25 protein-coding genes are annotated in these 26776 nt (G+C 64.2%); 14 read left to right on the forward strand and 11 right to left on the reverse strand.

The window, feature by feature from the left end; genetic code table 11:
* Positions 1 to 94 precede the first annotated feature (94 nt).
* Positions 95 to 1939, reverse strand: coding sequence for a dihydroxy-acid dehydratase (ilvD, locus tag FJ980_RS19210; RefSeq protein WP_140545392.1), 1845 nt, complete (start codon positions 1937 to 1939; stop codon positions 95 to 97).
* Positions 1940 to 2122: 183 nt separating this feature from the next.
* Between ilvD and FJ980_RS19215 the strand changes: the two genes are divergently transcribed.
* The 3 genes from FJ980_RS19215 (at position 2123) to FJ980_RS19225 (ending at position 3615) form a co-directional block, all read left to right on the forward strand.
* The gene (locus tag FJ980_RS19215) at positions 2123 to 2467 is read left to right on the forward strand and encodes a metalloregulator ArsR/SmtB family transcription factor (RefSeq protein ID WP_210243752.1); all 345 of its coding nucleotides are present in this window, start codon (positions 2123 to 2125) and stop codon (positions 2465 to 2467) included.
* A 114-nt stretch (positions 2468 to 2581) separates the two neighbouring features.
* Entirely contained in the window at positions 2582 to 3112 is a 531-nt protein-coding gene (locus FJ980_RS19220; RefSeq protein WP_246676465.1) for an SRPBCC family protein, read from the forward strand.
* 32 nt (positions 3113 to 3144) lie between these two features.
* Positions 3145 to 3615 carry a VOC family protein gene (locus FJ980_RS19225; RefSeq protein ID WP_140545395.1) on the forward strand — a complete coding sequence of 157 codons (471 nt, stop codon included), beginning with the start codon at positions 3145 to 3147 and terminating at the stop codon, positions 3613 to 3615.
* Between the two features lie 167 nt (positions 3616 to 3782).
* On the opposite strand, the gene FJ980_RS19230 is transcribed toward FJ980_RS19225, so the two are convergent.
* The 3 genes from FJ980_RS19230 to FJ980_RS19240 all read right to left on the reverse strand — a co-directional run bounded on the left by FJ980_RS19230 (position 3783) and on the right by FJ980_RS19240 (position 6977).
* Positions 3783 to 5375: a peptide chain release factor 3 gene (locus tag FJ980_RS19230; protein WP_140545396.1), complete on the reverse strand. Its 1593-nt coding sequence runs from the start codon at positions 5373 to 5375 to the stop codon at positions 3783 to 3785.
* An 88-nt stretch (positions 5376 to 5463) separates the two neighbouring features.
* A complete protein-coding gene (locus FJ980_RS19235) occupies positions 5464 to 6384 on the reverse strand; it encodes a haloalkane dehalogenase (RefSeq protein ID WP_140545397.1) in 921 nt (306 codons plus the stop codon).
* On the reverse strand, positions 6384 to 6977 hold the full coding sequence (locus FJ980_RS19240) for a TetR/AcrR family transcriptional regulator (protein ID WP_140545398.1): 594 nt from the start codon (positions 6975 to 6977) through the stop codon (positions 6384 to 6386). Before FJ980_RS19240 ends, FJ980_RS19235 begins: the two co-directional genes overlap by 1 nt.
* Before the next feature lie 100 nt (positions 6978 to 7077).
* On the opposite strand from FJ980_RS19240, the gene FJ980_RS19245 reads away from it, so the two are divergent.
* Positions 7078 to 8157: an FAD-binding oxidoreductase gene (locus tag FJ980_RS19245; RefSeq protein WP_140545399.1), complete on the forward strand. Its 1080-nt coding sequence runs from the start codon at positions 7078 to 7080 to the stop codon at positions 8155 to 8157.
* 48 nt (positions 8158 to 8205) lie between these two features.
* Here the strand turns inward: FJ980_RS19245 and FJ980_RS19250 are convergent, their stop codons facing one another.
* Together FJ980_RS19250 and FJ980_RS19255 are read right to left on the reverse strand one after the other, a co-directional pair.
* Complete coding sequence (locus FJ980_RS19250) at positions 8206 to 9006, reverse strand: class II glutamine amidotransferase (RefSeq protein WP_140545400.1); 801 nt, start codon at positions 9004 to 9006, stop codon at positions 8206 to 8208.
* A gap of 16 nt (positions 9007 to 9022) precedes the next feature.
* Positions 9023 to 9277, reverse strand: a complete 255-nt coding sequence (locus tag FJ980_RS19255) for a DUF6356 family protein (RefSeq protein ID WP_140545401.1) — start codon at positions 9275 to 9277, stop codon at positions 9023 to 9025.
* Between the two features lie 115 nt (positions 9278 to 9392).
* Between FJ980_RS19255 and FJ980_RS19260 the strand changes: the two genes are divergently transcribed.
* The 4 genes from FJ980_RS19260 to FJ980_RS19275 all read left to right on the forward strand — a co-directional run bounded on the left by FJ980_RS19260 (position 9393) and on the right by FJ980_RS19275 (position 12407).
* A complete protein-coding gene (locus FJ980_RS19260) occupies positions 9393 to 9863 on the forward strand; it encodes an Lrp/AsnC family transcriptional regulator (protein WP_140545402.1) in 471 nt (156 codons plus the stop codon).
* Positions 9864 to 10189: 326 nt separating this feature from the next.
* Complete coding sequence (gene dut / locus FJ980_RS19265; RefSeq protein ID WP_140545403.1) at positions 10190 to 10675, forward strand: dUTP diphosphatase; 486 nt, start codon at positions 10190 to 10192, stop codon at positions 10673 to 10675.
* On the forward strand, positions 10676 to 11311 hold the full coding sequence (locus FJ980_RS19270; RefSeq protein ID WP_140545404.1) for an HAD family phosphatase: 636 nt from the start codon (positions 10676 to 10678) through the stop codon (positions 11309 to 11311).
* 289 nt (positions 11312 to 11600) lie between these two features.
* Positions 11601 to 12407 carry an oxaloacetate decarboxylase gene (locus tag FJ980_RS19275; RefSeq protein WP_140545405.1) on the forward strand — a complete coding sequence of 269 codons (807 nt, stop codon included), beginning with the start codon at positions 11601 to 11603 and terminating at the stop codon, positions 12405 to 12407.
* Between the two features lie 2 nt (positions 12408 to 12409).
* On the opposite strand, the gene FJ980_RS19280 is transcribed toward FJ980_RS19275, so the two are convergent.
* On the reverse strand, positions 12410 to 13105 hold the full coding sequence (locus tag FJ980_RS19280) for a sulfate transporter family protein (protein ID WP_140545406.1): 696 nt from the start codon (positions 13103 to 13105) through the stop codon (positions 12410 to 12412).
* Between the two features lie 65 nt (positions 13106 to 13170).
* Positions 13171 to 14073 (reverse strand): EamA family transporter, encoded by a 903-nt coding sequence (locus FJ980_RS19285; RefSeq protein WP_140545407.1) that lies wholly within the window; start codon positions 14071 to 14073, stop codon positions 13171 to 13173.
* Positions 14074 to 14368: 295 nt separating this feature from the next.
* Here FJ980_RS19285 and FJ980_RS19290 point away from each other — a divergent pair, with 295 nt between their 5' ends.
* The 3 genes from FJ980_RS19290 (at position 14369) to FJ980_RS19300 (ending at position 17838) form a co-directional block, all read left to right on the forward strand.
* Positions 14369 to 15361, forward strand: coding sequence for an adenosine kinase (locus tag FJ980_RS19290; protein ID WP_140545408.1), 993 nt, complete (start codon positions 14369 to 14371; stop codon positions 15359 to 15361).
* A 262-nt stretch (positions 15362 to 15623) separates the two neighbouring features.
* Entirely contained in the window at positions 15624 to 16331 is a 708-nt protein-coding gene (locus FJ980_RS19295; RefSeq protein ID WP_140545409.1) for an antitoxin Xre/MbcA/ParS toxin-binding domain-containing protein, read from the forward strand.
* A 379-nt stretch (positions 16332 to 16710) separates the two neighbouring features.
* Positions 16711 to 17838 (forward strand): porin, encoded by a 1128-nt coding sequence (locus tag FJ980_RS19300; RefSeq protein WP_140545410.1) that lies wholly within the window; start codon positions 16711 to 16713, stop codon positions 17836 to 17838.
* Positions 17839 to 17930: 92 nt separating this feature from the next.
* On the opposite strand, the gene FJ980_RS19305 is transcribed toward FJ980_RS19300, so the two are convergent.
* A complete protein-coding gene (locus FJ980_RS19305; protein WP_140545411.1) occupies positions 17931 to 20210 on the reverse strand; it encodes an NADP-dependent malic enzyme in 2280 nt (759 codons plus the stop codon).
* Positions 20211 to 20345: 135 nt separating this feature from the next.
* Entirely contained in the window at positions 20346 to 21533 is a 1188-nt protein-coding gene (locus FJ980_RS19310) for a glycosyltransferase (RefSeq protein ID WP_140545412.1), read from the reverse strand.
* A gap of 167 nt (positions 21534 to 21700) precedes the next feature.
* Here FJ980_RS19310 and mutS point away from each other — a divergent pair, with 167 nt between their 5' ends.
* The 3 genes from mutS to FJ980_RS19325 all read left to right on the forward strand — a co-directional run bounded on the left by mutS (position 21701) and on the right by FJ980_RS19325 (position 25610).
* Complete coding sequence (gene mutS / locus FJ980_RS19315; RefSeq protein ID WP_140545413.1) at positions 21701 to 24433, forward strand: DNA mismatch repair protein MutS; 2733 nt, start codon at positions 21701 to 21703, stop codon at positions 24431 to 24433.
* 77 nt (positions 24434 to 24510) lie between these two features.
* On the forward strand, positions 24511 to 24975 hold the full coding sequence (locus FJ980_RS19320) for a nuclear transport factor 2 family protein (RefSeq protein ID WP_140545414.1): 465 nt from the start codon (positions 24511 to 24513) through the stop codon (positions 24973 to 24975).
* Positions 24976 to 25040: 65 nt separating this feature from the next.
* On the forward strand, positions 25041 to 25610 hold the full coding sequence (locus tag FJ980_RS19325; RefSeq protein WP_140545415.1) for a TetR/AcrR family transcriptional regulator: 570 nt from the start codon (positions 25041 to 25043) through the stop codon (positions 25608 to 25610).
* Positions 25611 to 25619: 9 nt separating this feature from the next.
* Here the strand turns inward: FJ980_RS19325 and FJ980_RS19330 are convergent, their stop codons facing one another.
* A complete protein-coding gene (locus FJ980_RS19330; RefSeq protein WP_246676466.1) occupies positions 25620 to 26378 on the reverse strand; it encodes an MBL fold metallo-hydrolase in 759 nt (252 codons plus the stop codon).
* Between the last annotated feature and the right edge of the window lie 398 nt (positions 26379 to 26776).

The raw sequence follows: 26776 nt of genomic DNA on the forward strand, positions 1-26776 counted from the left end.
AAGCCATTTCCCGACCGCGTCTCTTCACGCTTGACCACAGCACGAAGCAAATGTGTGCGCACGCTAGCCCACAAGGGAGAAGGGGAAGCGCTCCCTACTCCGGCACTTTCCTGACCGCGCCCTTGTCGGCGCTGGTGGCGAAAGCCGCATAGGCACGCAATGCCGTCGTCACCTTGCGCTTGCGCTTCTCGGCCGGCTTCCAGGCGTCGGCGCCCTTGGCGTCCATCGCAGCCCGGCGCGCTTCGAGCTCGACGTCGCTGACGGCGAGGCGAATGGTGCGGTTGGGGATGTCGATCTCGATCGTGTCGCCTTCCTGGACCAAGCCGATCGCGCCGCCTTCGGCAGCTTCCGGCGAGACATGGCCGATGGACAGGCCTGACGTGCCGCCGGAGAAGCGGCCGTCGGTGATCAGCGCGCAGGCTTTGCCGAGGCCCTTCGACTTCAGGTAGCTGGTCGGGTAGAGCATTTCCTGCATGCCGGGGCCGCCGCGCGGTCCCTCGTAGCGGATGACGACGATGTCGCCGGCCTTGATCTCGTTGCGGAGGATCGCCTTGACCGAGGCGTCCTGGCTTTCGAAGACGCGGGCCGGGCCGGTGAATTTCAGAATGGACTCATCGACGCCCGCCGTCTTTACGATGCAGCCGTCGAGCGCCAGATTGCCCTTCAGCACGGCAAGACCGCCATCTTTCGAGAACGGCGTCTTTGCCGAGCGGATGACGCCCTTCTCACGGTCGGTGTCGAGCTCGTCCCAGCGACGGTCCTGGCTGAAAGCGACCTGGGTCGGCACGCCGCCGGGAGCGGCGAGGAAGAAGTCGCGGACGTTTTCTGCAGAGCTGCGGGAAATATCCCAATGGTCGAGCGCTTCGCCGAGGGTCGCCGTATGCACCGTCGGCAGGTCGCGGTTGATCAGCCCGGCCTCGTCGAGCTGGCCGAGAATGGCCATGATACCGCCGGCGCGGTGCACGTCCTCCATGTGGACGTCGGACTTGGCCGGCGCCACCTTGCAGAGCACCGGCACCTTGCGCGACAGCCGATCGATGTCCTCCATGGTGAAGTCGACCTCGCCCTCATGGGCGGCGGCAAGGATGTGCAGCACCGTGTTGGTCGAACCGCCCATGGCGATATCGAGCGCCATCGCATTCTCGAAGGCGCCCTTGGAGGCGATGCTGCGCGGCAGCGCCGTTTCGTCGTCCTGCTCGTAATACCGCTGGGCAAGATCGACGACGAGATGGCCGGCCTCCACGAACAGGCGCTTGCGGTCGGCATGGGTGGCCAAGGTCGAGCCGTTACCCGGCAGCGATAGACCCAGCGCCTCGGTCAGGCAGTTCATCGAATTGGCGGTGAACATGCCCGAGCACGAGCCGCAGGTCGGGCAGGCCGAGCGCTCGATGACCTTGACGTCCTCATCGGAGATCTTGTCGTCGGCGGCCGCGACCATGGCGTCGACCAGATCGAGCGCCTGCGTCTTGCCGGCCAGCACCACCTTGCCGGCCTCCATCGGACCGCCGGAAACGAAGACGGTCGGGATATTGAGGCGCAGCGAAGCCATCAGCATGCCGGGGGTGATCTTGTCGCAGTTGGAGATGCAGACCATGGCGTCGGCGCAATGCGCATTGACCATATATTCGACGGAATCGGCGATCAGTTCGCGCGACGGCAGCGAATAGAGCATGCCGTCATGCCCCATGGCGATGCCGTCGTCGACGGCGATGGTGTTGAATTCCTTGGCGACGCCGCCGGCCTTCTCGATCTCGCGCGCGACCAGCTGGCCGAGGTCTTTCAGATGGACATGGCCCGGCACGAACTGGGTGAAGGAATTCACCACGGCGATGATCGGTTTGCCGAAATCAGAATCCTTCATACCGGTGGCGCGCCAGAGGCCGCGAGCGCCGGCCATGTTGCGGCCATGGGTGGTGGTGCGGGAACGATAGGCGGGCATTCGATTGTCCTTGCTGGCTGGCCACACCGATGCGCGGCGGGCGGCGCTCGAATTTAGTCGGCAGCGGTTATAGCGGCCATGTTCCGGCATGACCACCATTTTGCGCTGCGCCAGAAAGCTGGTTGACCATCGACGTCGATTTGTATATAGCCACTTAGGTATATAACTGATTGGCTATCCAACGTGAATCAACTCGACGCTACGTTTGCAGCACTTTCCGACCCGACGCGGCGCGCCATTCTGGCTCGGCTCATCGATGGAGAGGCCTCGGTGATGGAGCTTGCCGAGCCCTTCGCCATGAGCCAGCCGTCGATCTCGAAGCATCTCAAAGTGCTTGAGAGCGCAGGCCTGATCTCGCGCAGCCGTGACGCCCAGCGCAGGCCATGCCGGCTCGAAGTGAAGCCACTGGCCGAAGCCACGGAGTGGTTGGAGCGTTATCGCAAGATTTGGGAGGGTAATTTCCAGCGGCTCGATGCGTTGCTGGGTGCGCTGCAGGCCAGCAAGAACCCCGGCGAGGCGGAACAATAGCCGAAGCCGCACGTATCCGACCCATGGCACGGCCCGATCAGAAAAATAGCAGTCGTGTCGGACCAGCGCGCGGCCGGGCGTCCTTGGGGCAACCGAACACAGAGAGGACATTCCATGAGCACCACGAGATTGCCACGCTCCACCGTCGCGACGCTGACCGTTACAACCCCCAGCGACCGCGAGGTCCGCATAACCCGCGTCTTCGACGCGCCGCGTCCGATGGTGTTCGATTGCTGGACCGTCCCGGAACTGCTCAAGGGCTGGCTACATGGCCCGGATGGCTGGCGGCTGGAGACTTGCGAGGTCGACCTCAGGGTGGGCGGGTCGGCGCGCTATGTGTGGCGGCATCGCGACGGCCAGCCGATGGGCATGAGCGCCACCTATCGCGAGATCATCCGGCCGAGCCTGATCGTGGCCAGTGAGCTTTTCGACGAGGACTGGACCGGCGGTGAGACGCTTGGAACCGTGGCCTTCACCGAGGCCGGGGGCAAGACGCTGCTGACGCAAACGATCCTCTACGTGTCGCAAGCCGCGCGCGACGGCGCGCTCGGCACCGGCATGACGTCAGGCATGGCCGGCAGTTACGCACAGCTCGATGCCTATCTCGGTTCCCTTCACGACACCGCCGCCAAGGGCGCCGCCTGACCTTTCATATGAAAAGCGCAAAGGAAAAGACGATGCAGAAGATCACCACCTTCCTGTGGTTCGACACCCAGGCCGAACAGGCGATGAACCACTACATCTCCATCTTCGAGAATTCGAAGGTGCTGAGCGTGACGCGCTGGCCCGAGGGGCATCCTCAGCAAGGCCAGGTGCTGGTCGCCTCGTTCGAGCTCGACGGCGTGCAGTTCCAAGCCCTCAACGGTGGGCCGCAATACAAGTTCACCGAAGCGATCTCGCTGTCGATCGACTGCAAGACGCAAGCTGAGGTCGATCATTTCTGGACCAGGCTGACCGAAGGCGGCGGCCAGCCCGGCCCTTGCGGCTGGCTGAAGGACAAGTTCGGCGTTTCCTGGCAGGTCGTGCCGGAGCAACTGCCGCGGCTGCTTCAGGATCCGGACCGGGCCAAGGCTGGCCGCGTCATGGACGCGATGATGAAGATGGGCAAGATCGAGATCGACAAACTGGAGGCGGCGGCGAAGGGGTGAGCGCTTTTTTTCCCTCTCCCCTTGTGGGAGAAGGTGGATCGGCGCGTAGCGCCGAGACGGATGAGGGGTGGTCCAGCGGAGTGAGGCGCTGGCTTTCCCTGGACCACCCCTCATCCGACCTCGCTTCGCGAGGCCACCTTCCCCCACAAGGGGGAAGGGAAAAACACTTACGCCGCCTTGTCTCGCACCTGGTAATCCTTGACCGCGGCGAAGCGGATCGCTTTCCAGCGCTCGGCTTCGTAGTTGAGCGAGAAAGCGTGCTGGGCGAGGAAGACCGGGTCGTTGTCGAGGTCGCGGGCGATGTCGCCGCGATGCGCCTCGATGAAACGCTGGACTTCCGCCTTGTCGTCGGCCGAGATCCAGCGGCAGATTGAGAAACGCGACATCTCGAAATCAACCGGCAGCGTGTATTCGATGTTCAGTCGTTCCTTCAGAACGTCGAGCTGCAGCGCGCCGACGACGCCGACGATCGCCGGCGAGCCGTCCTCGGGCGAGAACAGCTGTACGACGCCTTCCTCGGCCATCTGGTGCAGCGCTTCCTTCAGCTTCTTGGCCTTCATGGCGTCGCCGAGGCGCACGCGGCGCAGGATTTCGGGCGCGAAATTCGGCACGCCGCGGAACAGTATCTCCTCGCCTTCGGTCAGCGTGTCGCCGATGCGCAGCGTGCCGTGGTTGGGGATGCCGACGACGTCGCCGGCAAAGGCCTCGTCGGCGGTGACGCGGGTGCGGGCGAAGAAGAACTGCGGCGCCGACAGGCTCATCGGCTTGCCGGTGCGTACCAGCTTGGCCTTCATGCCGCGCTCAAGCTTGCCCGAGCAGACGCGCACGAAGGCGATGCGGTCGCGGTGGTTCGGATCCATGTTGGCCTGGATCTTGAAGACGAAGGAGGTCATCTTCTCCTCCGTCGCCTCCACCGTTCGCTCGTCGGCTTCCTGGGCGCGCGGCGGCGGGCCGTAGGCGCCGAGCGCCTCGATCAGGTCGCGCACGCCGTAATTGCGCAACGCCGAGCCGAAATAGACCGGCGTCAGGTGGCCTTCGCGAAAGGCCTCCACGTCGAGCGGGCGACAAGCCTCCCGCGCGAGTTCCAGTTCCTCGATGAAGGCCTCGCGCTCATTTTCGGGCAAAAGGCCGGCGACGCGGTTGGAATCGGGCCCGTTGACCGGCGTGCGCTCCTTTTCCGCGTCGCCCTTGCGCACCGCGTTCAGCGCCAGATGGTAGGTGCCGGAAAAAGTCCTGCCGCGGCCGATCGGCCAGGTGACGGGCGCGGTGTCCAGCGCCAGCTTCTGCTCGATCTCGTCGAGGATCTCGAACGGATCGCGGCTCTCGCGGTCCATCTTGTTGACGAAGGTGATGATCGGAATGTCGCGCAGCCGGCAGACCTCGAACAATTTCAGCGTGCGCGGCTCGATGCCCTTGGCGGCGTCGATGACCATGACCGCCGAATCCACCGCCGACAGCGTGCGGTAGGTGTCGTCGGCGAAATCCTCGTGGCCGGGCGTGTCGAGCAGGTTGAAGACATTGTCGTCATATTCGAAGGTCATCACCGAGGTGACGACCGAGATGCCGCGCTCGCGCTCGATCTTCATCCAATCGGACCGCGTCTGGATGCGGTCCTTCTTGGCCTTGACCTCGCCGGCAAGCTGGATGGCGCCGCCGAACAAAAGCAGCTTTTCGGTGAGCGTGGTCTTGCCGGCGTCGGGGTGCGCGATGATCGCGAAGGTGCGGCGGCGCGCAACCTCTTCGGGTATTGTTTCGGGCATTTCTTTTAAGGCGTTCCGTGTGACAGGCGGCGCTTCTACCAGCGTGGCGCCGGCCTGTCGACATGCGGCGGGCGCCCGTCGCTCCACGTCAGGCCGGTTCTACCGCGCTTTCGGCCCGGGCGATCTGCGGCAGCCATCCGGCAATGGCCTTGCCGATCGTGTCGGGATGGTCTTCCTGCAGATAATGGGCGCCCGGCCCCAGATCGATGAAGCGACAGTTCTTCAGCCCCGCCGCGAATTCCTTTGCCGCCTGCGCTGAAATCAGAGCGCCTGGATCGCCGGCGAACAGCAGTTTCGGATAGGAGGAGAGCCGCAGCGCCCGATGGTCGTGCGCGCTGATTGCGGCGACATCGGCCGGCAGGCCTTCGATCGGCAGTTCCCTCGGCAGGCGCAGCGCCGGCTTGCGCGACAGCGGCGTCGGGAACGGCGCCCGGTAAGCGGCCATTTCCTCCTCGCTCATCGGCCGCAGGACCGAGGCGGGCAGGATTTTTTCGACAAAGACATTGTCCTCCAATACCAGCTTCTCGCCGGCGCCCGGCGTGCGCAACGCTTTGAAGAGCTCGCGCGCCTGCGGGCGCTGGTGGAAGTCTTCCCAGCGCTCGAAGGGCCGGATGAATTCCATGAAAGCCAGGCCCAGAACCCGCCGCGGCCGTCGCGCCGCGAAATGGAACGCCAGCGCGGTGCCCCAGTCCTGAGCGACGATCACCAAGTCCTGGAGATCGAGCGCGTCGATGAAGGCGTCGAGATAACGAACCTGATCGAAGAAGCGATAGTCGATATCCGGCTTGCCCGATTGGCCATAGCCGATCAGATCGGGCGCGATGCAGCGGCCGAACGGCGCGACATGCGGGATGATGTTGCGCCATATGTAGGAAGACGTCGGGTTGCCGTGCAGGAACAGCACGGTCGGGCCAGCCGATCCGGCCTCCAGATAGGACATGGTAGAATCCAGTACCGCCACCTGTGAACGCCACAAGGTGGCCTGCTGTCCGTCGGTCGTCGTGTTCATCACGCTTTCTCCTTCCCAAATACAGTGCTGAAGATGATGTTCTTGAACCGCTCGAGCGGTTCCGGGCTGCGCTCGACCTTCATGCGCAGCATGGCGCCCTGCCAGGACGACAGCAGGAAATCGGCAAGGTCCTCGGCATCGAATGTCTTGGATATTTCGCCCGCCGCCTGACCCTCCGCGATGCAGGCCGCGAACGGCCGGCGCCAGCGCTCGAAAATGTCGACCAGCCTGAGCCGCAGCGGTTCGCTGTGAACAGCCGTTTCCAGGCTGAGATTGCCGATCATGCAGCCGCGCGCCCAGTCATGCGCCTCGAGCTTCGAGGTGATGACGTCGAGATAGCGGCGCAGCCTGCCGATGGGCGGCGTGCCGTCCTGCGCCAGCGCTTTTTCCACCAAGCCGCTGACATAGGCGAAGTAGCGTTCCAGCACTTCGCCGGCGAAGTCCTCCTTCGAGACGAAATGGTTGGTGAAGGAACCCGGCCTGGCGCCGGCCGCCGCGACGATGTCGCGCACGCCGGCTGCGGTGTAGCCCGCATTCCAGATGGTCTGGAAGCCGGCTTCGAGAAGGTTTTCGCGGAGTGATTGTCTAGCCATGACGATATAATACGTACGTACGTATTGAAGTCAAGCGCTCAAGTTTGCATTGGCAAATGCCTGCGCAAATGGCAGTTGAAGGACATCACAGAGAACCGCGATGGAGAGCAGCGTGACGAAAGAAGTCATCGTCATCGGCGCCGGCATCATCGGCGCTTCGATCGCCTGGCATCTGACGAAAGCCGGCGCGCGGGTGGCGGTGGTTTCGGAAAGCCGCGCCGGCGGTGTCGCCACGTCCAATTCCTTCGCCTGGATCAATGCCAGCTGGGGCAATCCGGAAACCTATTTCCGGCTGCGTATCCGCGCCATAGCCGAATGGAAAAGGCTGGCGAAGGACGTGCCCGGCCCGCCGGTCGCCTGGTGCGGCGGCCTGTGCTTCGACCTGCCGCCGGACAGGCTCGAGGCCTATGCGGCCGAACACTCGTCATGGGGCTATGGCATCGAGCGGGTCGGGCGCGAACAGGCGGCGCGCATCGAACCCAATTTGGCGGAGCTTCCCGAATTTGCACTTTATGTCGCGCAGGAAGGCGTGGCCGAGCCTGTGGCGACCACGAAGGCGCTGCTGGCGGATGCCGAACGGCGCGGGGCACGGCTCGTCACGGGAACCGTCGACAGGCTGGCGCTGGTCAACGGCAAGGTCACGGGCGTGGTCGCTTCGGGCGAGATCATCGCCGCCGACGAGGTGGTGATAGCGTCGGGCGCCGGCGCACCGGCGATCGCCGCGACGGCAGGCATCAAGCTGCCGATCGAGACCCCGCCCGGCCTGATCGTGCATTCGCGACCGCACCCAAAGCTGCTCAACGGGCTGGTGCTGGCTGACAGACTGCATATGCGCCAAACCGCCGACGGCCGTATCATCGCCGGCTCAGATTTCGGTGGCGGCGATCCGGGTGAGAATCCGGAGGCCGCCGCACACGCGCTGTTCGCCGCGACGAAAGCGATGCTGCGCGACGCCAACGGGCTGGAAATCGACTTCCACACGATCGGCTACCGTCCAACGCCGGTCGACGGTTTCCCGATCGTCAGCCGCGCGGAAGGCGTCGGCGGCCTTTATGTCGCCGTCACCCATTCCGGCATCACGCTGGCGCCGGCCGTCGGCCTGTTTGCGGCCGGCGAAATCCTCAACGGTGAGCGCCATGCATTGATCGAGCCCTACGCCCTGTCGCGCTTCGATCAGTAACCCGGCGGCCGGCGGAAAGGGACGGTGAGGCTTGATCGAAATTGCGGTTCAGCCCGCCAGCGCCAGCGGGACCGGGGCCGGTGCGAACGGACGGATGCCGGTGCTTTCCCTCGTCATGGTGACGAAGCTCGCCGGAGGTATCGCCTGCCACTCGCCGCCGTCGCGGTCAAAGGGTTCCGAGACGATGCAATGGCCCTCGCGCCTGGCGAAGGCGCCGGTATAGAGCGTCGGCGCATGGTCGTCGGTGGCATAGCGGACGGCGTACAGCGCCTCGCCATCCGAAAAGGCCGCCGTAAGTTTCAAGGAGGGCTCGATGCCGGCCCGGCGGGAGGCTTCGATAACGCGACCGGTTGCCCGCGACACCGCGCCGTGCGGGTCCCTCGCCAGTCCCTGGTCGATCATCAAGAGGAAAAAGAGTTCGGAATCGGTGGTGCCCTCGCGCTGGTCGAAGACCGCGTCGGAGAGCGAGTTCTCCAGCGCGCGGCGGATCTTTTCGAAACCGCCGATCTGGCCGTTATGCATGAACGACCAGCGGCCGGAGACGAAGGGATGGCAGTTCATGCGGCTGGTGGCGCCGCCGGTCGAAGCGCGCACATGGGCGAGGAACAGGCCCGACTTGATCTGCCGGCAGAGGCTCTTCAGATTGGGGTCGGACCAGGCCGGCAGGATATCGCGATAGAGGCCGGGCTCAGGCCGGTCGCCATACCAAGCGAGGCCAAAACCGTCGCCATTTGTCGGCGACTTGGCTTCCTGGGCGCAGTGGCTCTGGGCGATCAGCGAATGGCAGGGCGCGGTGATGATGTCTTCGAGGAAGACCGCTTCACCAAGATAGGCCGCCCACCGGCACATCGCTTTCCACCATCTGTCAGGCGCGGTCCAGGAGAGCCTTCGGCTCCTTCACCGCATGCGAACCTCTGTTGTGCGTGCGCTCATAGAGCTCGCGAACGATTCGGCTCGCCGTAGTTTCGAACAGAAATGGCAAGAAAGCGTGAACGAGCGCGGCGCCCGCGGCCATCGACAGGCGCGAACAGAACCAGGCGGCGAAGGCCATATGGCCGAAATAGGTCTCGCCGACCTTCTCCGGGTGAGAGGTGAAGAGCGCCGTAAACCGTGTCGTCATGGTGATTCCTCCTGCCTGGATGAGCCCCGATGCTGAGTATCGTGCCACATGGGTTTGGTTCATCGGTCCCAAATTGTCCTTGCTTTCGTCCTCTTCGTGGGACAACCATCCCAACATGTCGACCGAGATTGATGAAATCGACCGAAGATTGCTGGCCGAACTGCAACGGGACGGCACGCTGTCGGTCGATCAGCTGTCGGAGCGGGTGTCGCTTTCGCGCAATGCCTGCTGGCGGCGCGTCAAGCGCCTGGAGGAAGATGGCGTCATCACCGGTCGCGTCGCGCTGGTCGACGCCGACAAGCTCGGGCTTGGGCTGTCCGTCTTTATCCTGGTCCGCACCTCCAACCATGACCCGGACTGGTTGCGGAAATTCCGCGCGGCGGTCACCGGCTTTGCCGAGATCACCGGCGTCTACCGCATGTCGGGCGACCTCGACTATGTGCTGAGGGCCCGCGTCGCCGACGTGAAGGCCTATGACCGCCTCTACCAGCGGCTGATCGCCAAGGTGGCGCTGTCGGACGTCTCGGCCTCCTTCGTCATGGAGGAGATCAAGGAGACCACCGTGGTGCCGGTGGAACTGCGCTAGGTAGCCAAGGCCTCCGCGACTTCGTCATCCACGGGCGGAGCGGGAGCGAAGCGGACGCGGAGACCCGAGGATCCATTCCGTTACCTCGACCCTAGAGCGCAGCGGGGAAGAATTCTGCACGGTTGCAACACGTTGAAGTCACGGAATGGATCCTCGGGTCTCCGCGTCCCTTCGCTCCTTGCTCCGCCCGTGGATGACGAAGCGATGAGTGTTTTCGCCAATCGCCAAAGTAGACGGCGAGGTCATAGTCACGCCAGAAAGAAAGCCGTTGATAGTATGGCGGGCGAGTTGACCGAATCGCCGCACGCGCCGATAGGATCGATTTCATGCGCACGGCTGTCCATTCTTCCTCCGTCATCGGCCCCACCGTCGGTTTCGTCAGGCTTCCGCATGGCGATGGCCTGCCGCTGCCGGCCTATGAAAGCGCGGGCGCCGCTGGCATGGATTTGCGCGCCGCGGTGCCGGAAGACCGGCCGCTGCTCATCCTGCCGGGAAAGCGTGCCCTGGTGCCAACCGGGCTTGTCCTGGAAATCCCCGAAGGCATGGAGGGCCAGGTCCGGCCACGTTCGGGCCTTGCCTTCAAGCATGGGCTTACCGTCCTCAACACGCCCGGCACCGTCGACAGCGACTATCGCGGCGAGGTGAAGGTGCTGCTGGTCAATCTCGGCGACGAGGATTTCTCGGTGACGCGCGGCATGCGTATTGCCCAGATCGTTTTCGCCGCCGTGACCCAGGTTGCGGTCGAGGAAAGAGGGCTGGCCGGCGGCACGGTGCGCGGCGCAGGCGGCTTCGGGTCGACCGGCACCGCTTGAATGGCAATCCCTAAGCTCGTTATCTTCGACTGCGACGGTGTCCTGGTCGACACCGAGAACCTTGCCAACAGGCGCCTCGCCGAATGGCTGACCGTCGCCGGGTTTACGACCACGTTCGAATATTGCCGCAAGAACTTCTCCGGCCGCAGCATGGCCTCGGTGCAGAAGGAGATCGAAGAGACGACCGAGGTCCGGCTCGGCGCCGACTTCGTCGAGCGCTGGAATGCCGGCCTGCCGGACCTTTTTTCGCACGGGGTCGAAGCAATCCCCTATGTGCGCGACTTCATCGATAAGGTGCGGGCCGCGGGCATCGCCTATTGCGTCGCTTCCTCGGCGCGGGTCGCGAAGATGCACATCACGCTGGGCCAGACCGGGCTGTTGCCGCTGTTCGAGCATGCGATGTTCTCATCCACCATGGTCAGCCGAGGCAAGCCGTTCCCGGATCTCTTTCTCCATGCGGCAACGACGATGGGCTTCGCGCCGGCCGACTGCATCGTCATCGAGGACAGCGTCGCCGGCACCCAAGCCGGCATTGCCGCAGGCATGCGGGTGTTCTCCTATTACGCCGATCCGCTCTCCGATCGCGACGGCCTGGCGGCGGCCGGCGGCATTGCCGGGCTCGTGCCGATCCGCTGATCGCACCCGGCTGCGCACCGCAACGCGCCGTGCTAGCGTGAGCGCATCCGAGAGGCCCCATGATTTCCATTCTATGCCGTTTGAGGAAGCGGCGCCCAAGGCGGTGTCGCACGACATTTCCGTCACTTGCCGCTGGGACAAAGATCGCGTTACGCAAGGAATTCCGACGCCTTCGAGAAATTGTCAGCAGAAAACGCCAAACGTTTCTGAGCCGGAAGCATTCGTTTGCCCGGTTCAAGCGGCCGCGATAAATTCCCCGCACCACTCCACTCATGATTGAGGACCTGCCATGGACAAGGGCAAGATATTTCGCGATCTGCACGCCTTAACCTTCGTCATGCCCAATCCCTGGGACATAGGCACGACAAAGCTTCTTTCTTCCTTCGGCTTCAAGGCGCTGGCGACGACCAGCGCCGGCTTCGCCTTCTCGCGCGGCCTGCCGGACGGCGCCGTGACCTTCGACGCCATGATCCATCATTGCCGAGAGGTGACTGCGGCGACAGAGCTGCCGGTTTCGGCCGATCTGGAGCGCGGCAAGGGCGACAGCCCAGAACAGGCGGCCGAAACCATCTTCGCGGCCGAAGCCGCCGGTCTCGCCGGCTGCTCGATCGAGGACCACACCGGCGACCCTGGCAATCCGATCTACGATTTCTCGCTGGCGACCGAGCGCGTCGCTGCCGCTGTCGAGGCAGCCCGGGCGCTCAAGCACGATTTCGTCTTCACCGCGCGGGCCGAGAATTTCCTGTGGGGCAAGACCGACCTCGACGACACGATCAAGCGGCTGCAGGCCTTCGAGAAAGCCGGCGCCGACGTGCTTTACGCGCCGGGCATCGGCGACGTCGAAATGGTGCGCACGATCTGCTCGTCGCTAAGCCGGCCGGTCAATGTGATGGCCCGACCCGGCTTCACCATCGCCGAGCTTGCCATGGCCGGAGCCAAGCGCATCTCGCTCGGACCGTGGCTGACTAATTTCGCCTATGGCATGCTGGAGACGGCGGCGCGCGAAATCCAGCAGGACGGCACCTTCGGCTTCGCCCGGGCGGCGATGCCGTTCGGTAAGCTGCAGGCGTTGTTCCGTAGTGGGGCGACTGAATAAGGCTAAACCGGCTCCCGCGCCGCAACCGCCTTGTGCAGATGCACCATCATGGCGGCGGCAAAAAGCGGCGTCAGAAGGTTGAGCAGCGGCACGGCAAGGAACATGGCGATGACCAGTCCGGCCAGGAACACCGTGCCGGCATATTTGCGGCGCAACGCCTTGGCCTCGGGCTCGGGACGAAACCGCATGGCGGCGAACTCGAAGAATTCGCGGCCCAGCAGATAGCCGTTGACGATGAAGAAGGCGGCAATGTTGATGCCCGGCACCAGCAACAGCAGCAGCGCGACGACGTTGCCGAGGACGACCACGCCGAAGAATTTGACGGCCAGCGCAAGCGAATGCAGCGCCGGCACGGCGCGGCCGGGCGGATCGTCGGGGTAGTCGGTACGTTCGACCACTTGGGCGACATCGTCGAGGAACAGGCCGGCGACGATCGCCGTCACCGGCGCGATGAGCAAGGCCAAGCCGACAGCCAGAACGATGCCGGCGATGATGCCGCCCAGCCACCCGGCCCAGGACGGCAGGCCCGGAAGCAGCGTTTGCAGCCATGGCCAGGCCAGCCATTCGAGCAGGCTCTCCAAACCGACCCACAGCGCAAGCAGAGCGAGCAGCGTCAGCCCCAGCGTCTTCAGAAAAACGGAACGGAATTCGGGAGATAACAACCGGCTGGCGGCGGCGCGGGCGGCGTCGAGGATCACAGCGTCTTCAAACCCCTCATCGAGAAAGACGCTTCGCAGATAAGCAGGCTGGATGCCAGGCGCAACTATTGCGCAAGCCTGGCCTGTCTCGCCGGAATGGTCATCGCCGCGACGCCGGCGACGACGAAGGCCATGCCGAGCCAGGCCGTCGGCCCGAGGCTTTCGCCGAGGAAGACGGCGCCGATGCCGACGCCGATCGGCACGCGCAGATAGGCCTGCGAGGTGGTGCCGACCGAGCCCAGCGTGTGGATGAGGCGGAAGAAGATCGAGAATGCGAGCGCGGTGGAGAAGACCGAAAGCCCGAAGAGAGCCAGCATCGATGCCGTCGACGGCGTCAACGTCCAGGGCCGGTCGAAGACGAGGCTCAAGGGAATCAGGATCACGGCGCCGCAGATCATCGAGCCGGCCGCCGGCACCATCGGATCGAGCCCGCGGAAGTTACGGCCAAAGATGGCGGCGCCCGCGTAGCAGACGGTGGCGGCGACCACGGCAAGCTGCGCCCAGAGCTGGCGGCCGATACCGCCAAGGGCCTCGGTGCCGACGATGAGGCAAATGCCGGCGATGCCGGCGCCGACGCCAACGAGCTTGCGCAGGTTCACCGGCTCGTGGCGGGTGATCAGCGCCGTCAGCAGGAAGGTGAAGATCGGCGACGTCGCGTTCAGGATCGTCGCAAGACCGGCGTCGATCGAGCGCTCGGCGGCGGCAATCAGCGTGAAAGGGATGACGCTGTTGAGGCAGGCCTGGAACATGAACCGGCGCCAATTGACCATGTCCCGCGGCATGGCAACGCCGCGCCAGCGGATGAGGCCAAGCAGAATGGCACCGGCGATCAGCGTGCGTCCGGCGATGAAGGTCACAGGCGGGATTGTCTCGACGCCGATCTTGATGAATGTGTAGGAGGCGCCCCACAGCACCGCCAAAACGCCAAGCAGCGCCAGCTCGGTGGACATTTCGGTCTTCTCGGACATTTCTGCGCCTTCTGCTGCGGGAACGATCCGCTTTGTTGTTACGCAATTCCGGACCCGCCACGCACTTTTCCTGGAATTGCTTCTAGCCCATGGCGGCGCGGAAATGTTTCGATCGCCGTGAAACCATAGCGGCGAAGGCCGCGGTCGATATGGGCCAGTTCGACACGAACGCTGCCGCAGCCGGTGCTTCGCAAGACAATGGCGATTTTCGGGGTAGGCAAAGCAATGCCAAGTCGCTAGACCCGCGCCCGGCCGGCATGCCAGATAGCCGGCTAGGTCCTTGGCGGAGATTTTGATGCCGGAATATGACGTGCTTTGCATCGGCAATGCCATTGTCGACATCATCGCGCAGTGCGACGAAGCTTTTCTCGAGACCAACGGCATCATCAAGGGCGCGATGAACCTCATCGACGCCAGGCGCGCCGAGTTGCTTTACAGCCGCATGGGGCCGGCGATCGAGGCTTCCGGCGGCAGCGCCGGCAACACCGCGGCCGGCGTCGCCAGTCTCGGCGGACGGGCCGCCTTCTTCGGCAAAGTGTCGAACGACGCGCTGGGCGAAATCTACACCCATGACATCCACGCCCAGGGCGTGGCCTTCGATACCGCACCGCTCAAGGGCGAACCGCCGACGGCGCGCTCGATGATCTTCGTCACGCCCGACGGCGAGCGTTCGATGAACACCTATCTCGGCGCCTGCATCGAGCTTGGCCCCGAGGATGTCGAGGCCGACAAGGCCGCCGGCGCCAAGGTGACTTATTTCGAAGGCTATCTGTGGGATCCGCCGCGCGCCAAGGAGGCCATTCGGCAGACGGCCAAGCTGGCGCATGCGGCGGGCCGCGAAGTGTCGATGACACTGTCGGATTCCTTCTGCGTCGACCGCTACCGCGACGAGTTTCTCGACCTGATGCGTTCGGGCATCGTCGACATCGTCTTTGCCAACAGCCACGAGATCAAGTCGCTCTACCAGACCGCCTCCTTCGAGGAAGCGCTCGCCGCCATCCGCAAGGATTGCAGAATAGCCGCCGTCACCCGTTCTGAAAAAGGCTCGGTCATCGTGCGCGGCGACGAGACCGTCGTCATCCAGGCGACGAAGATCAAAGAGCTGGTCGACACGACCGGCGCCGGCGATCTCTACGCTGCCGGCTTCCTTTACGGTTACACGACCGGCCGCAGCCTCAAGGACTGCGGCGATCTCGGCTCGCTGTCGGCCGGGCTGGTGATCCAGCAGATCGGCCCGCGCCCGCGCCAGAACCTACGTCGCGAGGCCGAGCAAGCGGGGCTTCTTTAGAGCTGCCCAATAAGTACCGTTGCGTCACCGCCAACAGGGTCGAAACTGGCTTCTCTGTCGCGCCCCTGTCACAAAGCGCTCCTACACGCAAACTGAGGCGTACTGTGACTGACATTGCGGCACGCTTAACCAGGGGTGTGAAGATGCATGCCAGCAACCTGCCGGGCCGCGGCGTTCGTTGCCGCCGCAGCTTTTGCTTTCCGCAATAAGAATTTCAGTATCCGCCGGCGCCTGGGAGGAGCGCGGGCCGCAAGACAGATTCATGACCAGATTCCAGAACTCGTCCGACGGGATTTCACAAGAGGCATTGGCAGGCCTGGTCGCCGAGGCGGTGCAGCAGGCGCTGATGCGGCAGGGCGTCCTGCTTGACACCGAGGCGCTGACTTCAGCCGGCAAGATTGCCGGCCATGTGGCCGCTGCCCTTCCCTTCCTGCCATCTGCGCAGCGCCTTGCAATCGATTCCTTCAAGGGCGATTGGACCGGCCTTGCCTCCGACTTTCTCCACGCAATTGCGGAAAAGATAGCGAGCGGGGATTCGACCCTCCCCGACCGCAGCTTCGAGACCCCGCCGAAACCGGAAGCAGGAAGGCCGATTGCACCGCAGATCGCCGAGCGCGCCGCGGATCTCCAGTCGATGCTGATCGAGGATTGGGCCGGCGAAGTCGCCGGCTCCACCTATCTCGAGGACAAGCTCCGTATCCCGCGGTCGACGCTGCATCGCTGGCAAAGGCGTGGCGAGGTCGTTGCGCTGCGCAAGGGCGGCCGCAAGCATGTCTTCCCATTGGCCCAGTTCGTCGACGGCAGGCCGGTTCCGGGGATCAGCGGCGTGCTTTCGGCGATCGCCAATCCGAGGCTTGCCTGGTTCTGGCTAACCCGACCCTCGCCCGAGCTCGACGGCCGCATCCCCATCGAAATGTTACGGCAAGACATGGTCGAGGACGTCATCAGCGCCGCCCGCACTCTATCCTGATTCCCGTTTCGCGGAGTCAATTTTTCTATGTTTACCCGGATTCTTAGAAATTTAACCGGCAAATCATTCGTCATAAAACTGTAATAATTGGCACATTTGGCACATTACACAGGTTATCCTGCGTTCCGATTGTACTTATTGTTCAGAATGTCCCATCTTTGCATTTATGTGACGTGATATTTGCGCAACAAGACTTCCACAAGCGTTCAAAAGGCCGCCTTTCCGACACAATCCCTGTTGTGTGAGGCCAACGATTAGGCCATGTCCAAGGCGAAGAAGCGGCGCCGGTGCGCGTGCTTTTTCAACGATGGGGACGGGGGTGGCAAAGCCGAACGGCACGTCAGGCCTGTCTTGAACCTTTGACTGGAGATTCAAGAAAATGAACATCAAGAGCCTTCTACTCGGCTCCGCTGCGGCTCTGATCGCAGTTTCGGGCGCCCGCGCCGCCGACGCGGTGACCGTTGCCGAGCCGGAACCGGCCGAATACGTGAAGATCTGCGACGTCTACGGCGCCGGCTACTTCTACATCCCCGGCACCGAGACCTGCCTGCGCGTCGGCGGCTACATCCGCTATGACGCCGGCTTCGGCGACATCGGCTCCCTCGACGGCCGCAAAACCAGAGACGTTCAGGACGGCGACCTGCAGAGCACTTGGAAGAAGAACGCCCGTTTTGCGCTGAAGACCTGGACCGGCCAGGAGACCGAGCTCGGCACCTTGAAGACCTACACCGAGACGCGCTTCAACTTCCCGAATGGCGGTCCGTCGAACGTGTCGCTGAACTTCGCATGGATCCAGCTCGGCGGCCTGCGCGTCGGTAAGGACGAATCGGTTTACGACTCGTTCATCGGCTACGCCGGTAACGTCATCCAGGACACGATCATCCCGTACGGCATCAAGGACACCGACCTCGTCAGCTACTACTTCGACGCTGGCAACGGCTTCTCGGGCGTCATCTCGCTTGAAGAAGGCGCGGACGATAAGGGCATTTCCGGCACGATCGACAGCTATGTTCCGCATGTCGTCGGCGGCGTGAAGTACAAGGGCGACTGGGGCGCGGTCACCGGCGTCGTCGCCTACGACAGCGCCTATGAGGAAGTCGCCGGCAAGGTTCGCCTGGACGTCAACGTCACCAAGGAACTGACCCTGTTCGTCATGGGCGGCTACGGCACCGACGACAATCTCACCGATGATGCCGGTAACGCCATCGACACTCACGGCCGCGGCTTCTACAAGCCCTGGGGCGGCAACTGGGCCGTCTGGGGCGGCGGCACCTACAAGTTCAACAGCAAGACGTCGTTCAACGTCCAGGCCTCGGCCGACGACGACAAGAACTACGCGCTTGCGGCCAACGTCGCCTACACCATCGTGCCCGGCTTCACGATCACGACCGAAGTCGATTGGGATCACTATGGCAATTTCGGCAATCCCTCTATCTACGGCAACTTCACCAAGGCCGATAAGAAGAACAGCGTCGGCGGCATCGTCCGTTTCCAGCGCAATTTCTGATCGATTCTAGCAGTCAAATAGAGAGGCCCGCGGCACCGCCGCGGGCCTTTTGCTTTGGTTCAAATAATGAAATCGGTGCGCCCAGCGGCGGGTTAATTTCCAGCCGTATAGGCCGCGATCGCCGCCATGTTGACGATGTCTGAGTCCTTGGCGTTGAGCGACACGATCTGCACGGGCTTGTTCAATCCCACCAGCAGCGGGCCGATGACGGTTGAGCCGCCGAGTTCCTGCAGCATCTTGGTCGAGATCGAGGCCGAGTGGAAGGCGGGCATCACGAGCACGTTGGCCGGGCCGGTCAGGCGAATGAAAGGATACTGCGCCATGGCGCGCGGGTTCAGCGCCACGTCGGCCGCCATCTCGCCGTCATATTCGAAATCGACGCGGCGCTTGTCGAGGATGCGCACCGCCTCCTGAACGCGCTCCGAGCGCTCGCCCTGCGGATGGCCGAAGGTCGAGTAGGCGAGCATGGCGAGCCTTGGCTCGTAACCCATGCGGCGGGCGAAGCCGGCCGCCTCCTCGGCGATGTCGGCGATCTGCTCGGCGTTCGGCATGTCGTGCACGGCGGTGTCGGCGACCAGCACCGTCCTGCCCCGAGCGAGCACGATCGAGACGCCGATGACGCGGTGGCCGGGCTTGGCGTCGATGATGCGGCGCACGTCGTCGAGCGCCGTCGAATAGTTGCGGGTGACGCCGGTGACGATGCCGTCGGCGTCGCCCAGCGCCACCATGCAGGCGGCGAAATGGTTGCGGTCGTTGTTGATCAGCCGCTGGCAGTCGCGGAACAGGAAACCCTTCCGCTGCATGCGCTCGTAGAGATAGTCGGTGTAGATGCCGTTGCGGCGCGACAGCCTGGCATTGATGATCTCGAGGCCCGGCTTGTTCAAGTCGATGCCGGCATTGCGGGCATTGTCCTTGATGACGTCGTCGCGGCCGAGCAGTATCGCCGTGCCGAGCTTCTGGTTCACATAGGAGACGGCGGCGCGCATCACCTGCTCCTCCTCGCCCTCGGCGAAGACGATGCGCTTGGGCTGGCGGCGCACGCGGTCGTAGATGCGCTGCAAGGTCGAGGCGATCGGGTCGCGGCGCGCGGACAGTTCCTGCGCGTAGCGGTCGAGGTCGAGGATCGGCTTGCGGGCGACGCCGGACTCCATCGCCGCCTTCGCCACGGCTAGCGGGATCGCCGAGATCAGGCGCGGATCGAACGGCACCGGGATGATGTAGTTGGGGCCGAATTTCGGCCGGTTGCCCTGATAGGCGGCGGCGACGTCGTCCGGCACGTCCTGACGCGCCAGCTCGGCAAGCGCCCTGGCGGCCGCGATCTTCATCTCGTCATTGATGGTGGTGGCGCGCACATCCAGCGCGCCGCGGAAGATATAGGGGAAGCCCAGAACATTGTTGACCTGGTTGGGGTAGTCGGAGCGGCCGGTGGCCATGATGGCGTCGGTGCGGATCTCGGCCACTTCCTCCGGCGTGATCTCCGGATCGGGATTGGCCATGGCGAAGATGATCGGGTTCTTGGCCATCGATTGAACCATGGCGGTGGTGAGCGCGCCCTTGGCGGACAGGCCGAGGAAGACGTCGGCGCCGTCCAGCGCTTCGGCCAGGCTGCGCGCCTCGGTCTTGACGGCATGCGCCGACTTCCACTGGTTCATGCCTTCGGTGCGGCCCTGGAAGACCACGCCCTTGGTGTCGCACAGGATGATGTTTTCCGGCGAAAAACCCATCGCCTTCATCAATTCGATGCAGGCGATGCCGGCGGCGCCCGCGCCGTTGCAGACCATCTTCGTGGTCTTCATGTCGCGGCCGGTGATCTCCAACGCGTTGATCAGCCCGGCGGCCGAGATGATGGCCGTGCCATGCTGATCGTCATGGAAGACCGGGATGTCCATCAGCTCGCGCAGCCGCTGCTCGATGATGAAGCACTCGGGCGCCTTGATATCCTCGAGATTGATGCCGCCGAAGGAAGGCCCGAGGAAGCGCACGCAATTGATGAACTCGTCGGCGTCCTCGGTCGCCACTTCGAGGTCGATCGAATCGACATCGGCGAAGCGCTTGAACAGCACCGCCTTGCCTTCCATCACCGGCTTCGAGGCCAGCGCGCCGAGATTGCCGAGACCGAGGATGGCGGTGCCGTTGGAGATGACGGCGACCATGTTGCCGCGCGTCGTATAGTCGAAGGCGCGGCTCGGATCCTCGGCGATGGCGCGCACGGGAACGGCGACGCCCGGCGAATAGGCGAGGCTCAGATCGCGTTGCGTCGCCATCGGCTTGGTGGCGACGATCTCCAGCTTGCCGGGTCGTCCCATGGCGTGGAACTCCAGCGCCTCCTCGGGGCTGACGGAGGGGCCGCTGCTTTCCGTTTTCCTGGCCATGTTGCTGACGTTTCTCCCACCATTTCGCGCTCTTGAGGCGCATTGTTTTGAATTATCCGCTTAAGGCTACACGCCGCCGCTGTAAACCGCCAAGCAATCCAGCGATTTTGTTCCTCCGTCGGCGCAGACAAGCGGTCAAATCTTGCCCGATGAGATCGCGGCAATCTCGCGCAGGTGCTCGCGTACCGGGGCCCACCGCGTCAGCCCGGAGGTGCCGGCGAACGGCCATTCGGAGAAAGGCGGATCGTTGCTTCCCATGCGCTGCTTAAGCGCCGAGAGATAGGCCATCAGTTCCAGCCGTTCCGCCCGCACCCTTTCCAACGTGCGGCCGCGAATCTCCTCGCGCGGGATAGCGCGGTCGCGAAGCCGCTCGACCGCTTGGCGAATTGCGGCCGGCTCCGGCTCGGCGATAAGGCAATAGTCCGGATCGAAATAGACATCGCGGCCGCCGATGCTCGGCGTCGAGACGACCGGCAGACCGGCCAGCAGATACTCCATGCTGGAATACATCGCCCCTTCCACCGCCGACAGGCAGAGCCCGACCGCGGCCCGGTTGTAGACGCGGTTGACCTCGTGAGGCGGCATCCGCCCGGGCAGGCCGTCAACGAGCGGATTGGCGATGCTGTGAAGCGGCGATTGCGCCTGCAGCCGGCGGATGAAGGCGCGGTCGCCGGCCGGCGGCAATTCGCCGATCGAGGACGTCACATGGACCAGTCTTTCGATCTCGAAGGCGAGGTGGTGCCGCTTGGTGTGCGAGATGCGGCCATTGTAGACGGCGTCGTACTCGACCGGCACGTCCGGCAGCGGCCGGAAGACGTCTTCCGAGATCATCAGATTGTGGTTGGAGAAGATCGCTGTGCCGCCAACGCCTGCAATCAGACGGCGCTCTTCTTCTGTGTTGCAGAGAAAGATCAGGTCATGGTTGGGGCAGACCGCGGCGAACCACGCGAGATCCTTGCGTATCTGCTCGACGACGCTGGGCCTCTCCAGCGTCCAGTTCGGCATCAGAAGGAAGGTAGCGCGCCGTGGCACCATCCGCCGGCAGAGAGCAGCGAGTGTGTAGAGCGGGCGCCGGCCGCCGACAGGTATGTAGAGGATCAACGGATCGCGACTGAAGATATGGACGGGTATGTCGATGCCGCCGTCGAGGCCGGAGAGCGGCCCGCGCGTCGGCAGAATGAAGGGAAACCGTGTCCGCACCCACGCCCTGATTTTGGTTCTGGTGCGGTTGGCGCGGTTGGTGGCAAGAAGCCGCATACGCCTGAGCGGCGAGCCGACTGGGCCGACCATCTCCTCGAACGTCTCGTGTCCCTCCTTCTTCATCGCCCCGCTGTCTTCTCCTGACCCCGAACGATCCATATGTCGGCCCGCGGCATGAGGCAACACGCCCCCGCGCGCCCGTCCTGCCGATGGCGGCAACGGTCCACTCGTCCCCCGTTTTTGCAGCTGCCGGCATTAAACCGCCCGCCCACATCTGCTAGCGTGCCGGGATGGATATGCGTACCCCGGAAGAACACAACGCCACGGCGGCACCGGCACCTTTTGTCACGGGCGGCGTCACGCCGATGATGGAGCAATTCATCGAGATCAAGGCGGCGAACCCGGATTCGCTGCTGTTCTACCGCATGGGCGATTTCTACGAGCTGTTCTTCGACGATGCAGAGAAGGCGAGCCAGGCGCTCGGCATCGTCTTGACCAAGCGCGGCAAGCACCAGGGCCATGACATCCCGATGTGCGGCGTGCCGGTGCATGCGGCGGACGACTATCTGCAGAAGCTGATCGCGCAAGGTTTTCGCGTCGCCGTCTGCGAACAGGTCGAGGACCCGGCCGAAGCCAAGAAACGCGGCTCCAAATCGGTGGTGCGGCGCGACGTGGTGCGGCTGGTCACGCCGGGCACCATCACCGAGGACAAGCTGCTCGCGCCCTCGGAATCGAGCTTCCTGATGGCGCTCGGCCGCGTGAAGGGAGGCGCGACCAGCCAGGCCGGCTTTGCGCTGGCCTGGATCGACATTTCGACAGGCGCTTTCCGCGTTGCCGAGACGAGCGCCGAGCGGCTGCTTGCCGACATCTTCCGCGTCGACCCGCGCGAGCTGATCGTCGCCGAGCCGGTTTTCCATGATCCGGAGCTCAGGCCCGTGTTCGACGTGCTGGGCCGCGTCGCCAATCCGCAGCCGCCGTCGCTGTTCGATTCGGCCTCGGCGACAGGACGCATCGCCCGCTTCTTCGACGTCGCGACGCCGGACAGTTTCGGCACCTTCTCGCGCGCCGAGCTGTCGGCGATCTCGGGCGCCATCGCCTATGTCGAAAAAACGCAGAAAGCGGAGCGGCCGCCGCTGTCGCGCCCCGAGCGCGAGGAGCAGGGCTCGACGCTGTTCATCGATCCGGCGACCCGCGCCAATCTGGAACTTTTGCGCACGCTGTCCGGCAGCCGCGACGGCTCGCTGTTCAAGGCGATCGACCGCACCGTGACCGGCGGCGGCGCGCGATTGCTCGCCGACCGTCTGATGGCGCCGCTGACCGACCCGGCGGCGATTGCGGCCCGACTGGATTCGGTGTCGTTCTTCCGTTCCGAGATGCGGCTTTGCCAGGGCCTGCGGGCGAGCCTCAAAAGCGTCGCCGACATGCCGCGCGCGCTGTCCAGGCTGGCGCTCAACCGCGGCGGACCGCGCGATTTGGGCGCGCTGCGCGCCGGCTTCGAGGCGGCCGGCGCGATCGCCGAATTGTTCGCGGCGGCCGATCTGCCCGCCGAGCTCGCCGCGGCACTGTCGGCGATCAAGGCCTTGCCCGAGGCGCTTGCCCGCCACCTCGGCGAAGCGCTCGACGACGAGCTGCCGCTGATCAAGCGCGACGGCGGCTTCGTGCGGTCGGGCTACAATGGCGAGCTCGACGAGATGCGGGCATTGCGCGACGAATCGCGAAAGGTGATCGCCGGGCTGGAGCGCTCGCTGATCGAGGAAACCGGCATCCGTTCGCTGAAGATCCGGCACAACAATGTACTCGGCTATTACATCGAGGTTACTGCCAACCACCATTCGATCATGACCGGCAGCGACGCCGCCAAGGCGCGCTTCATCCATCGCCAGACCATGGCCAACGCCATGCGCTTCACCACGACCGAACTGGCGGAGCTGGAATCGAAGATCGCCAACGCCGCCGACCGGGCGCTCGGCATCGAGCTTGCCGCCTTCGAACGGCTGACGGCGGAAGTGGTGGGAGAGGCCGAACGGATCCGCGCCGGCGCCGACGCGCTTGCGGCTCTGGATGTTTCATCGGCTCTGGCATTGCTTTCCGAAAGCGAGGGCTGGTGCCGGCCGCTGGTGGATTCGAGCCTCGCCTTCGAAATTGCCGGTGGGCGTCACCCGGTGGTCGAACAGGCGCTCAGGCGTTCCGGCGAAGGCCCGTTCGTCGCCAATGATTGCGACCTGTCGCCCCAGGGCGGCGCCAAGGCGGGCGCGATCTGGCTGCTCACCGGCCCGAATATGGGCGGTAAGTCGACGTTCCTGAGGCAGAACGCGCTGATCGCCATCCTGGCCCAGACCGGTTCCTTCGTGCCGGCGCAAAGCGCCCATATTGGCGTGGTCGACCGGCTGTTCTCGCGCGTCGGCGCCTCGGACGACCTGGCGCGCGGCCGCTCGACCTTCATGGTCGAGATGGTCGAGACGGCGGCGATCCTCAACCAGGCCGGCGAGCGGGCGCTGGTGATCCTCGACGAGATCGGCCGCGGCACGGCAACTTTCGACGGCCTGTCGATCGCCTGGGCGGCGGTCGAATATCTGCATGAGAAGAACCGCTGCCGGGCGATCTTTGCCACGCATTTCCATGAGATGACGGCGCTGGCGGGCAAGCTCCCCCGGCTTCACAACGTCACCATGCGGGTGAAGGAATGGGAAGGCGACGTCGTCTTCCTGCACGAGGTCGGCAAGGGCGCGGCCGACCGCTCCTACGGCGTGCAGGTGGCGCGGCTCGCCGGCCTGCCGGAAGCGGTCGTCGCCCGCGCCAAGGAAGTGCTGCACCAGCTCGAAGAAGGCGAAGTCTCGGGCAAGACCAATCGGCTCGTCGACGACCTGCCGCTGTTTTCGGTGGCGGTGAAACGCGAAGCCCCGAAACCCGCCAAAAGCGATGCGCTGGGCGAAGCGCTTGGCGCGATCAATCCCGATGAGATGACGCCGCGCGAGGCGCTGGAGGCGCTGTACCGGCTGAAGGGGCTGGCAACGAAGCAGTAGAACCAGGCGTGGCCTTGACTGATTGTACCGGTCGGTACAATGTCGGTTATCGACGATCGGAACCGACAGGAGATTTCATGAGCCGTCCGCCATTGCCGCCCTTCACGGCCGAGACAGCGGCGCAAAAGGCGCGCCTCGCCGAGGATGCCTGGAACAGCCGCGACCCGGAACGGGTTTCGCTCGCCTATACCGAGGACAGCAGCTGGCGCAACCGGGCCGAATTCATCTCGGGTCGCGGCGAGATCGTCGATTTCCTCAAGCGCAAATGGGCGCGCGAGCTGGATTATCGCCTGATCAAGGAGGTCTGGACCTGGAACGACAACCGCATCGCGGTGCGCTTCGCCTATGAATGGCGCGACGATAGCGGCCACTGGTTCCGCTCCTACGGCAACGAGAACTGGGAATTCGACGAGGCCGGGCTGATGCGCCGTCGCGTGGCGAGCATCAACGACCTGCCGATCACGGAGCGCGAGCGGAAATATCACTGGCCGCTCGGCCGCCGGCCGGACGACCATCCCGGCCTTTCGGAACTCGGGCTTTAGAACATGATCTCAAAAAGTGCGTAGCGGTTTTTGGAAAAGATCATGCTCAAACAAGAACACTAAGCATGCGACGCATCGCTCCGGACCGCGACCAGTTGCTGGCGATCGTGGCGGAAGTCTTCCGCGAGAACGGCTATGACGGCGCTAGCCTGGCCCTGATCGGCGAGGCGGCGGGGCTCGGCAAGGGGAGCCTCTACCACTTCTTTCCGGGCGGCAAGGAAGAGATGGCGAGGGCCGTCATTGCCCATATCGACGGCTGGTTCGAGGATAATGTCTTTGCGCCGCTGCGCGACGGCGCCGATCCGTCGGCCGGGATCGAGCAGATGCTCGCGGCGACGGACAGCTACTTCCGCTCGGGGCGCCGGGTCTGTCTCATCGGCGCCTTCGCACTGGAGGCATCCCGCGACCTCTTCGCCAGCCAGGTAAGGGACTATTTCGGCCGCTGGGTCGCGCACCTCGCCGATGCGCTGGCGCGAGTTGGGCATGGGAAAACCGAAGCAGTCGAGCTGGCCGAGGAAACCGTTGCCGCCATCCAGGGCGCGCTCACCCTTGCCCGTGCCGCTGACGATGCCGGGGTATTCTCCCGTACGCTGCGCCGGCTGCGCATGCGGCTTGGGCTGCCGGTCAAGGCCTAACTCGGGTTCCTACAAAGGTTCGAAGCGGAAGCCCGTCTCGGTTCGGGAAACCCGGCCGACGCCCGGTGAGTCGAGATGCGCCCCTGCAACGCACCAGGCGTTGTCGGCGGCAAGGGCCAATATCTGCAGCCGGGTTGCCCGTGCCTGCTCCCGGTCGGCGTCGAATTCCCATGTGATGTCCGGCCGATCGAACTGAAGCGATGGCACGTGCACAAGGTCGCCCCAGGCCAGCAATGTTTCGCCGCGGCTCGTGGCACGAAAGCAGGTATGGCCGATTTCATGACCCGGGGCGGCGACCGCTTCGATGTTCGCGCTCAAGTGCTGTCCCGGGTCCAGGGGCTGCGCTCGGTCATGGAAGCGGCTCAACCTCGCTTCCGACCGGAACATGTCGAGCTCGGCTCGAGGGACAAGCAAGCGGGAGAGCTGCGGGAAACCGTCCCCGCCATCCGGACGGACGAGCCCTTGGATATGGTCGAGATGGGTGTGGGTGAAGGCGACCGTTCGTATCCGATCGACGGCGATCTTCGCTTCGCTCAGCGCCTGCGGCAGAAAGCCCATCGTCGGGTGCCATGCATTCGAGGATCCGGTATCGATCAGCGTGATGTCTTCGCCGTCGTCGATGGCAAAGGCATTGACCGACAATCTGAGCGCGCCGTCGAAGAGCGGCACCTGCGGCGGCAGATCGTCGCCGAAAGGCTTGTCTCCCGGCTGGCGCAGTCGACGGACCGGCATATCGACGTAACCGTCGCGCAGCGAGGTAACGGTCAAGTCGCCGATTTTATAGGCCGTGTAATGAGGTCCGGCTGAAATTCGTTCCACGCTTGCTCTCTTTCAACCGCGCATTCCGTCGCGAGGTTTTTGGTTAGTTCCCTCGACACAGGGATTTGAAGGGTTGCGGTCTGTCTTGGTGCAAGATTTTCCGTTCATTTCTGTGAAATCAGCGCAAACGCCGGGGATTGGTTGAAGCCGCCGCCACCTCGTCATTCTATGGCGGAGCAAGGAGCGAAGCGACGCGGCGCAGACCATAGAATCCGTGACATCGAGGCGTAGCAAGGGTGCAGAATTCTGCTTCGCCGCATCCCACGGCCCAGGTCACGGAATGGATTCCAGGGTCTCCGCGACGCCGCTTCGCGGCTGCTCCGCCCTGGAATGACGATCGCGATAGG

Source organism: Mesorhizobium sp. B1-1-5 (genome assembly GCF_006443065.1).
In the GTDB taxonomy this organism is placed as follows: Bacteria; Pseudomonadota; Alphaproteobacteria; order Rhizobiales; family Rhizobiaceae; genus Mesorhizobium.

Excerpts from the sequence above, each read along its gene's own strand:
- FJ980_RS19300 (WP_140545410.1), top strand. The coding sequence starts at position 16,711 with ATGAACATCAAGAGCCTTCTACTCGGCTCCGCTGCGGCTCTGATCGCA.
- mutS (WP_140545413.1), top strand. The coding sequence starts at position 21,701 with ATGGATATGCGTACCCCGGAAGAACACAACGCCACGGCGGCACCGGCA.
- FJ980_RS19250 (WP_140545400.1), bottom strand. The coding sequence starts at position 9,006 with ATGTGCCGGTGGGCGGCCTATCTTGGTGAAGCGGTCTTCCTCGAAGAC.
- FJ980_RS19245 (WP_140545399.1), top strand. The coding sequence starts at position 7,078 with ATGGAGAGCAGCGTGACGAAAGAAGTCATCGTCATCGGCGCCGGCATC.
- FJ980_RS19255 (WP_140545401.1), bottom strand. The coding sequence starts at position 9,277 with ATGACGACACGGTTTACGGCGCTCTTCACCTCTCACCCGGAGAAGGTC.
- FJ980_RS19240 (WP_140545398.1), bottom strand. The coding sequence starts at position 6,977 with ATGGCTAGACAATCACTCCGCGAAAACCTTCTCGAAGCCGGCTTCCAG.
- FJ980_RS19230 (WP_140545396.1), bottom strand. The coding sequence starts at position 5,375 with ATGCCCGAAACAATACCCGAAGAGGTTGCGCGCCGCCGCACCTTCGCG.
- FJ980_RS19220 (WP_246676465.1), top strand. The coding sequence starts at position 2,582 with ATGAGCACCACGAGATTGCCACGCTCCACCGTCGCGACGCTGACCGTT.
- FJ980_RS19310 (WP_140545412.1), bottom strand. The coding sequence starts at position 21,533 with ATGAAGAAGGAGGGACACGAGACGTTCGAGGAGATGGTCGGCCCAGTC.
- FJ980_RS19260 (WP_140545402.1), top strand. The coding sequence starts at position 9,393 with ATGTCGACCGAGATTGATGAAATCGACCGAAGATTGCTGGCCGAACTG.
- FJ980_RS19320 (WP_140545414.1), top strand. The coding sequence starts at position 24,511 with ATGAGCCGTCCGCCATTGCCGCCCTTCACGGCCGAGACAGCGGCGCAA.
- FJ980_RS19270 (WP_140545404.1), top strand. The coding sequence starts at position 10,676 with ATGGCAATCCCTAAGCTCGTTATCTTCGACTGCGACGGTGTCCTGGTC.
- FJ980_RS19285 (WP_140545407.1), bottom strand. The coding sequence starts at position 14,073 with ATGTCCGAGAAGACCGAAATGTCCACCGAGCTGGCGCTGCTTGGCGTT.
- FJ980_RS19290 (WP_140545408.1), top strand. The coding sequence starts at position 14,369 with ATGCCGGAATATGACGTGCTTTGCATCGGCAATGCCATTGTCGACATC.
- FJ980_RS19295 (WP_140545409.1), top strand. The coding sequence starts at position 15,624 with ATGACCAGATTCCAGAACTCGTCCGACGGGATTTCACAAGAGGCATTG.
- FJ980_RS19305 (WP_140545411.1), bottom strand. The coding sequence starts at position 20,210 with ATGGCCAGGAAAACGGAAAGCAGCGGCCCCTCCGTCAGCCCCGAGGAG.
- FJ980_RS19325 (WP_140545415.1), top strand. The coding sequence starts at position 25,041 with ATGCGACGCATCGCTCCGGACCGCGACCAGTTGCTGGCGATCGTGGCG.
- FJ980_RS19275 (WP_140545405.1), top strand. The coding sequence starts at position 11,601 with ATGGACAAGGGCAAGATATTTCGCGATCTGCACGCCTTAACCTTCGTC.
- FJ980_RS19225 (WP_140545395.1), top strand. The coding sequence starts at position 3,145 with ATGCAGAAGATCACCACCTTCCTGTGGTTCGACACCCAGGCCGAACAG.
- dut (WP_140545403.1), top strand. The coding sequence starts at position 10,190 with ATGCGCACGGCTGTCCATTCTTCCTCCGTCATCGGCCCCACCGTCGGT.
- FJ980_RS19235 (WP_140545397.1), bottom strand. The coding sequence starts at position 6,384 with ATGAACACGACGACCGACGGACAGCAGGCCACCTTGTGGCGTTCACAG.
- ilvD (WP_140545392.1), bottom strand. The coding sequence starts at position 1,939 with ATGCCCGCCTATCGTTCCCGCACCACCACCCATGGCCGCAACATGGCC.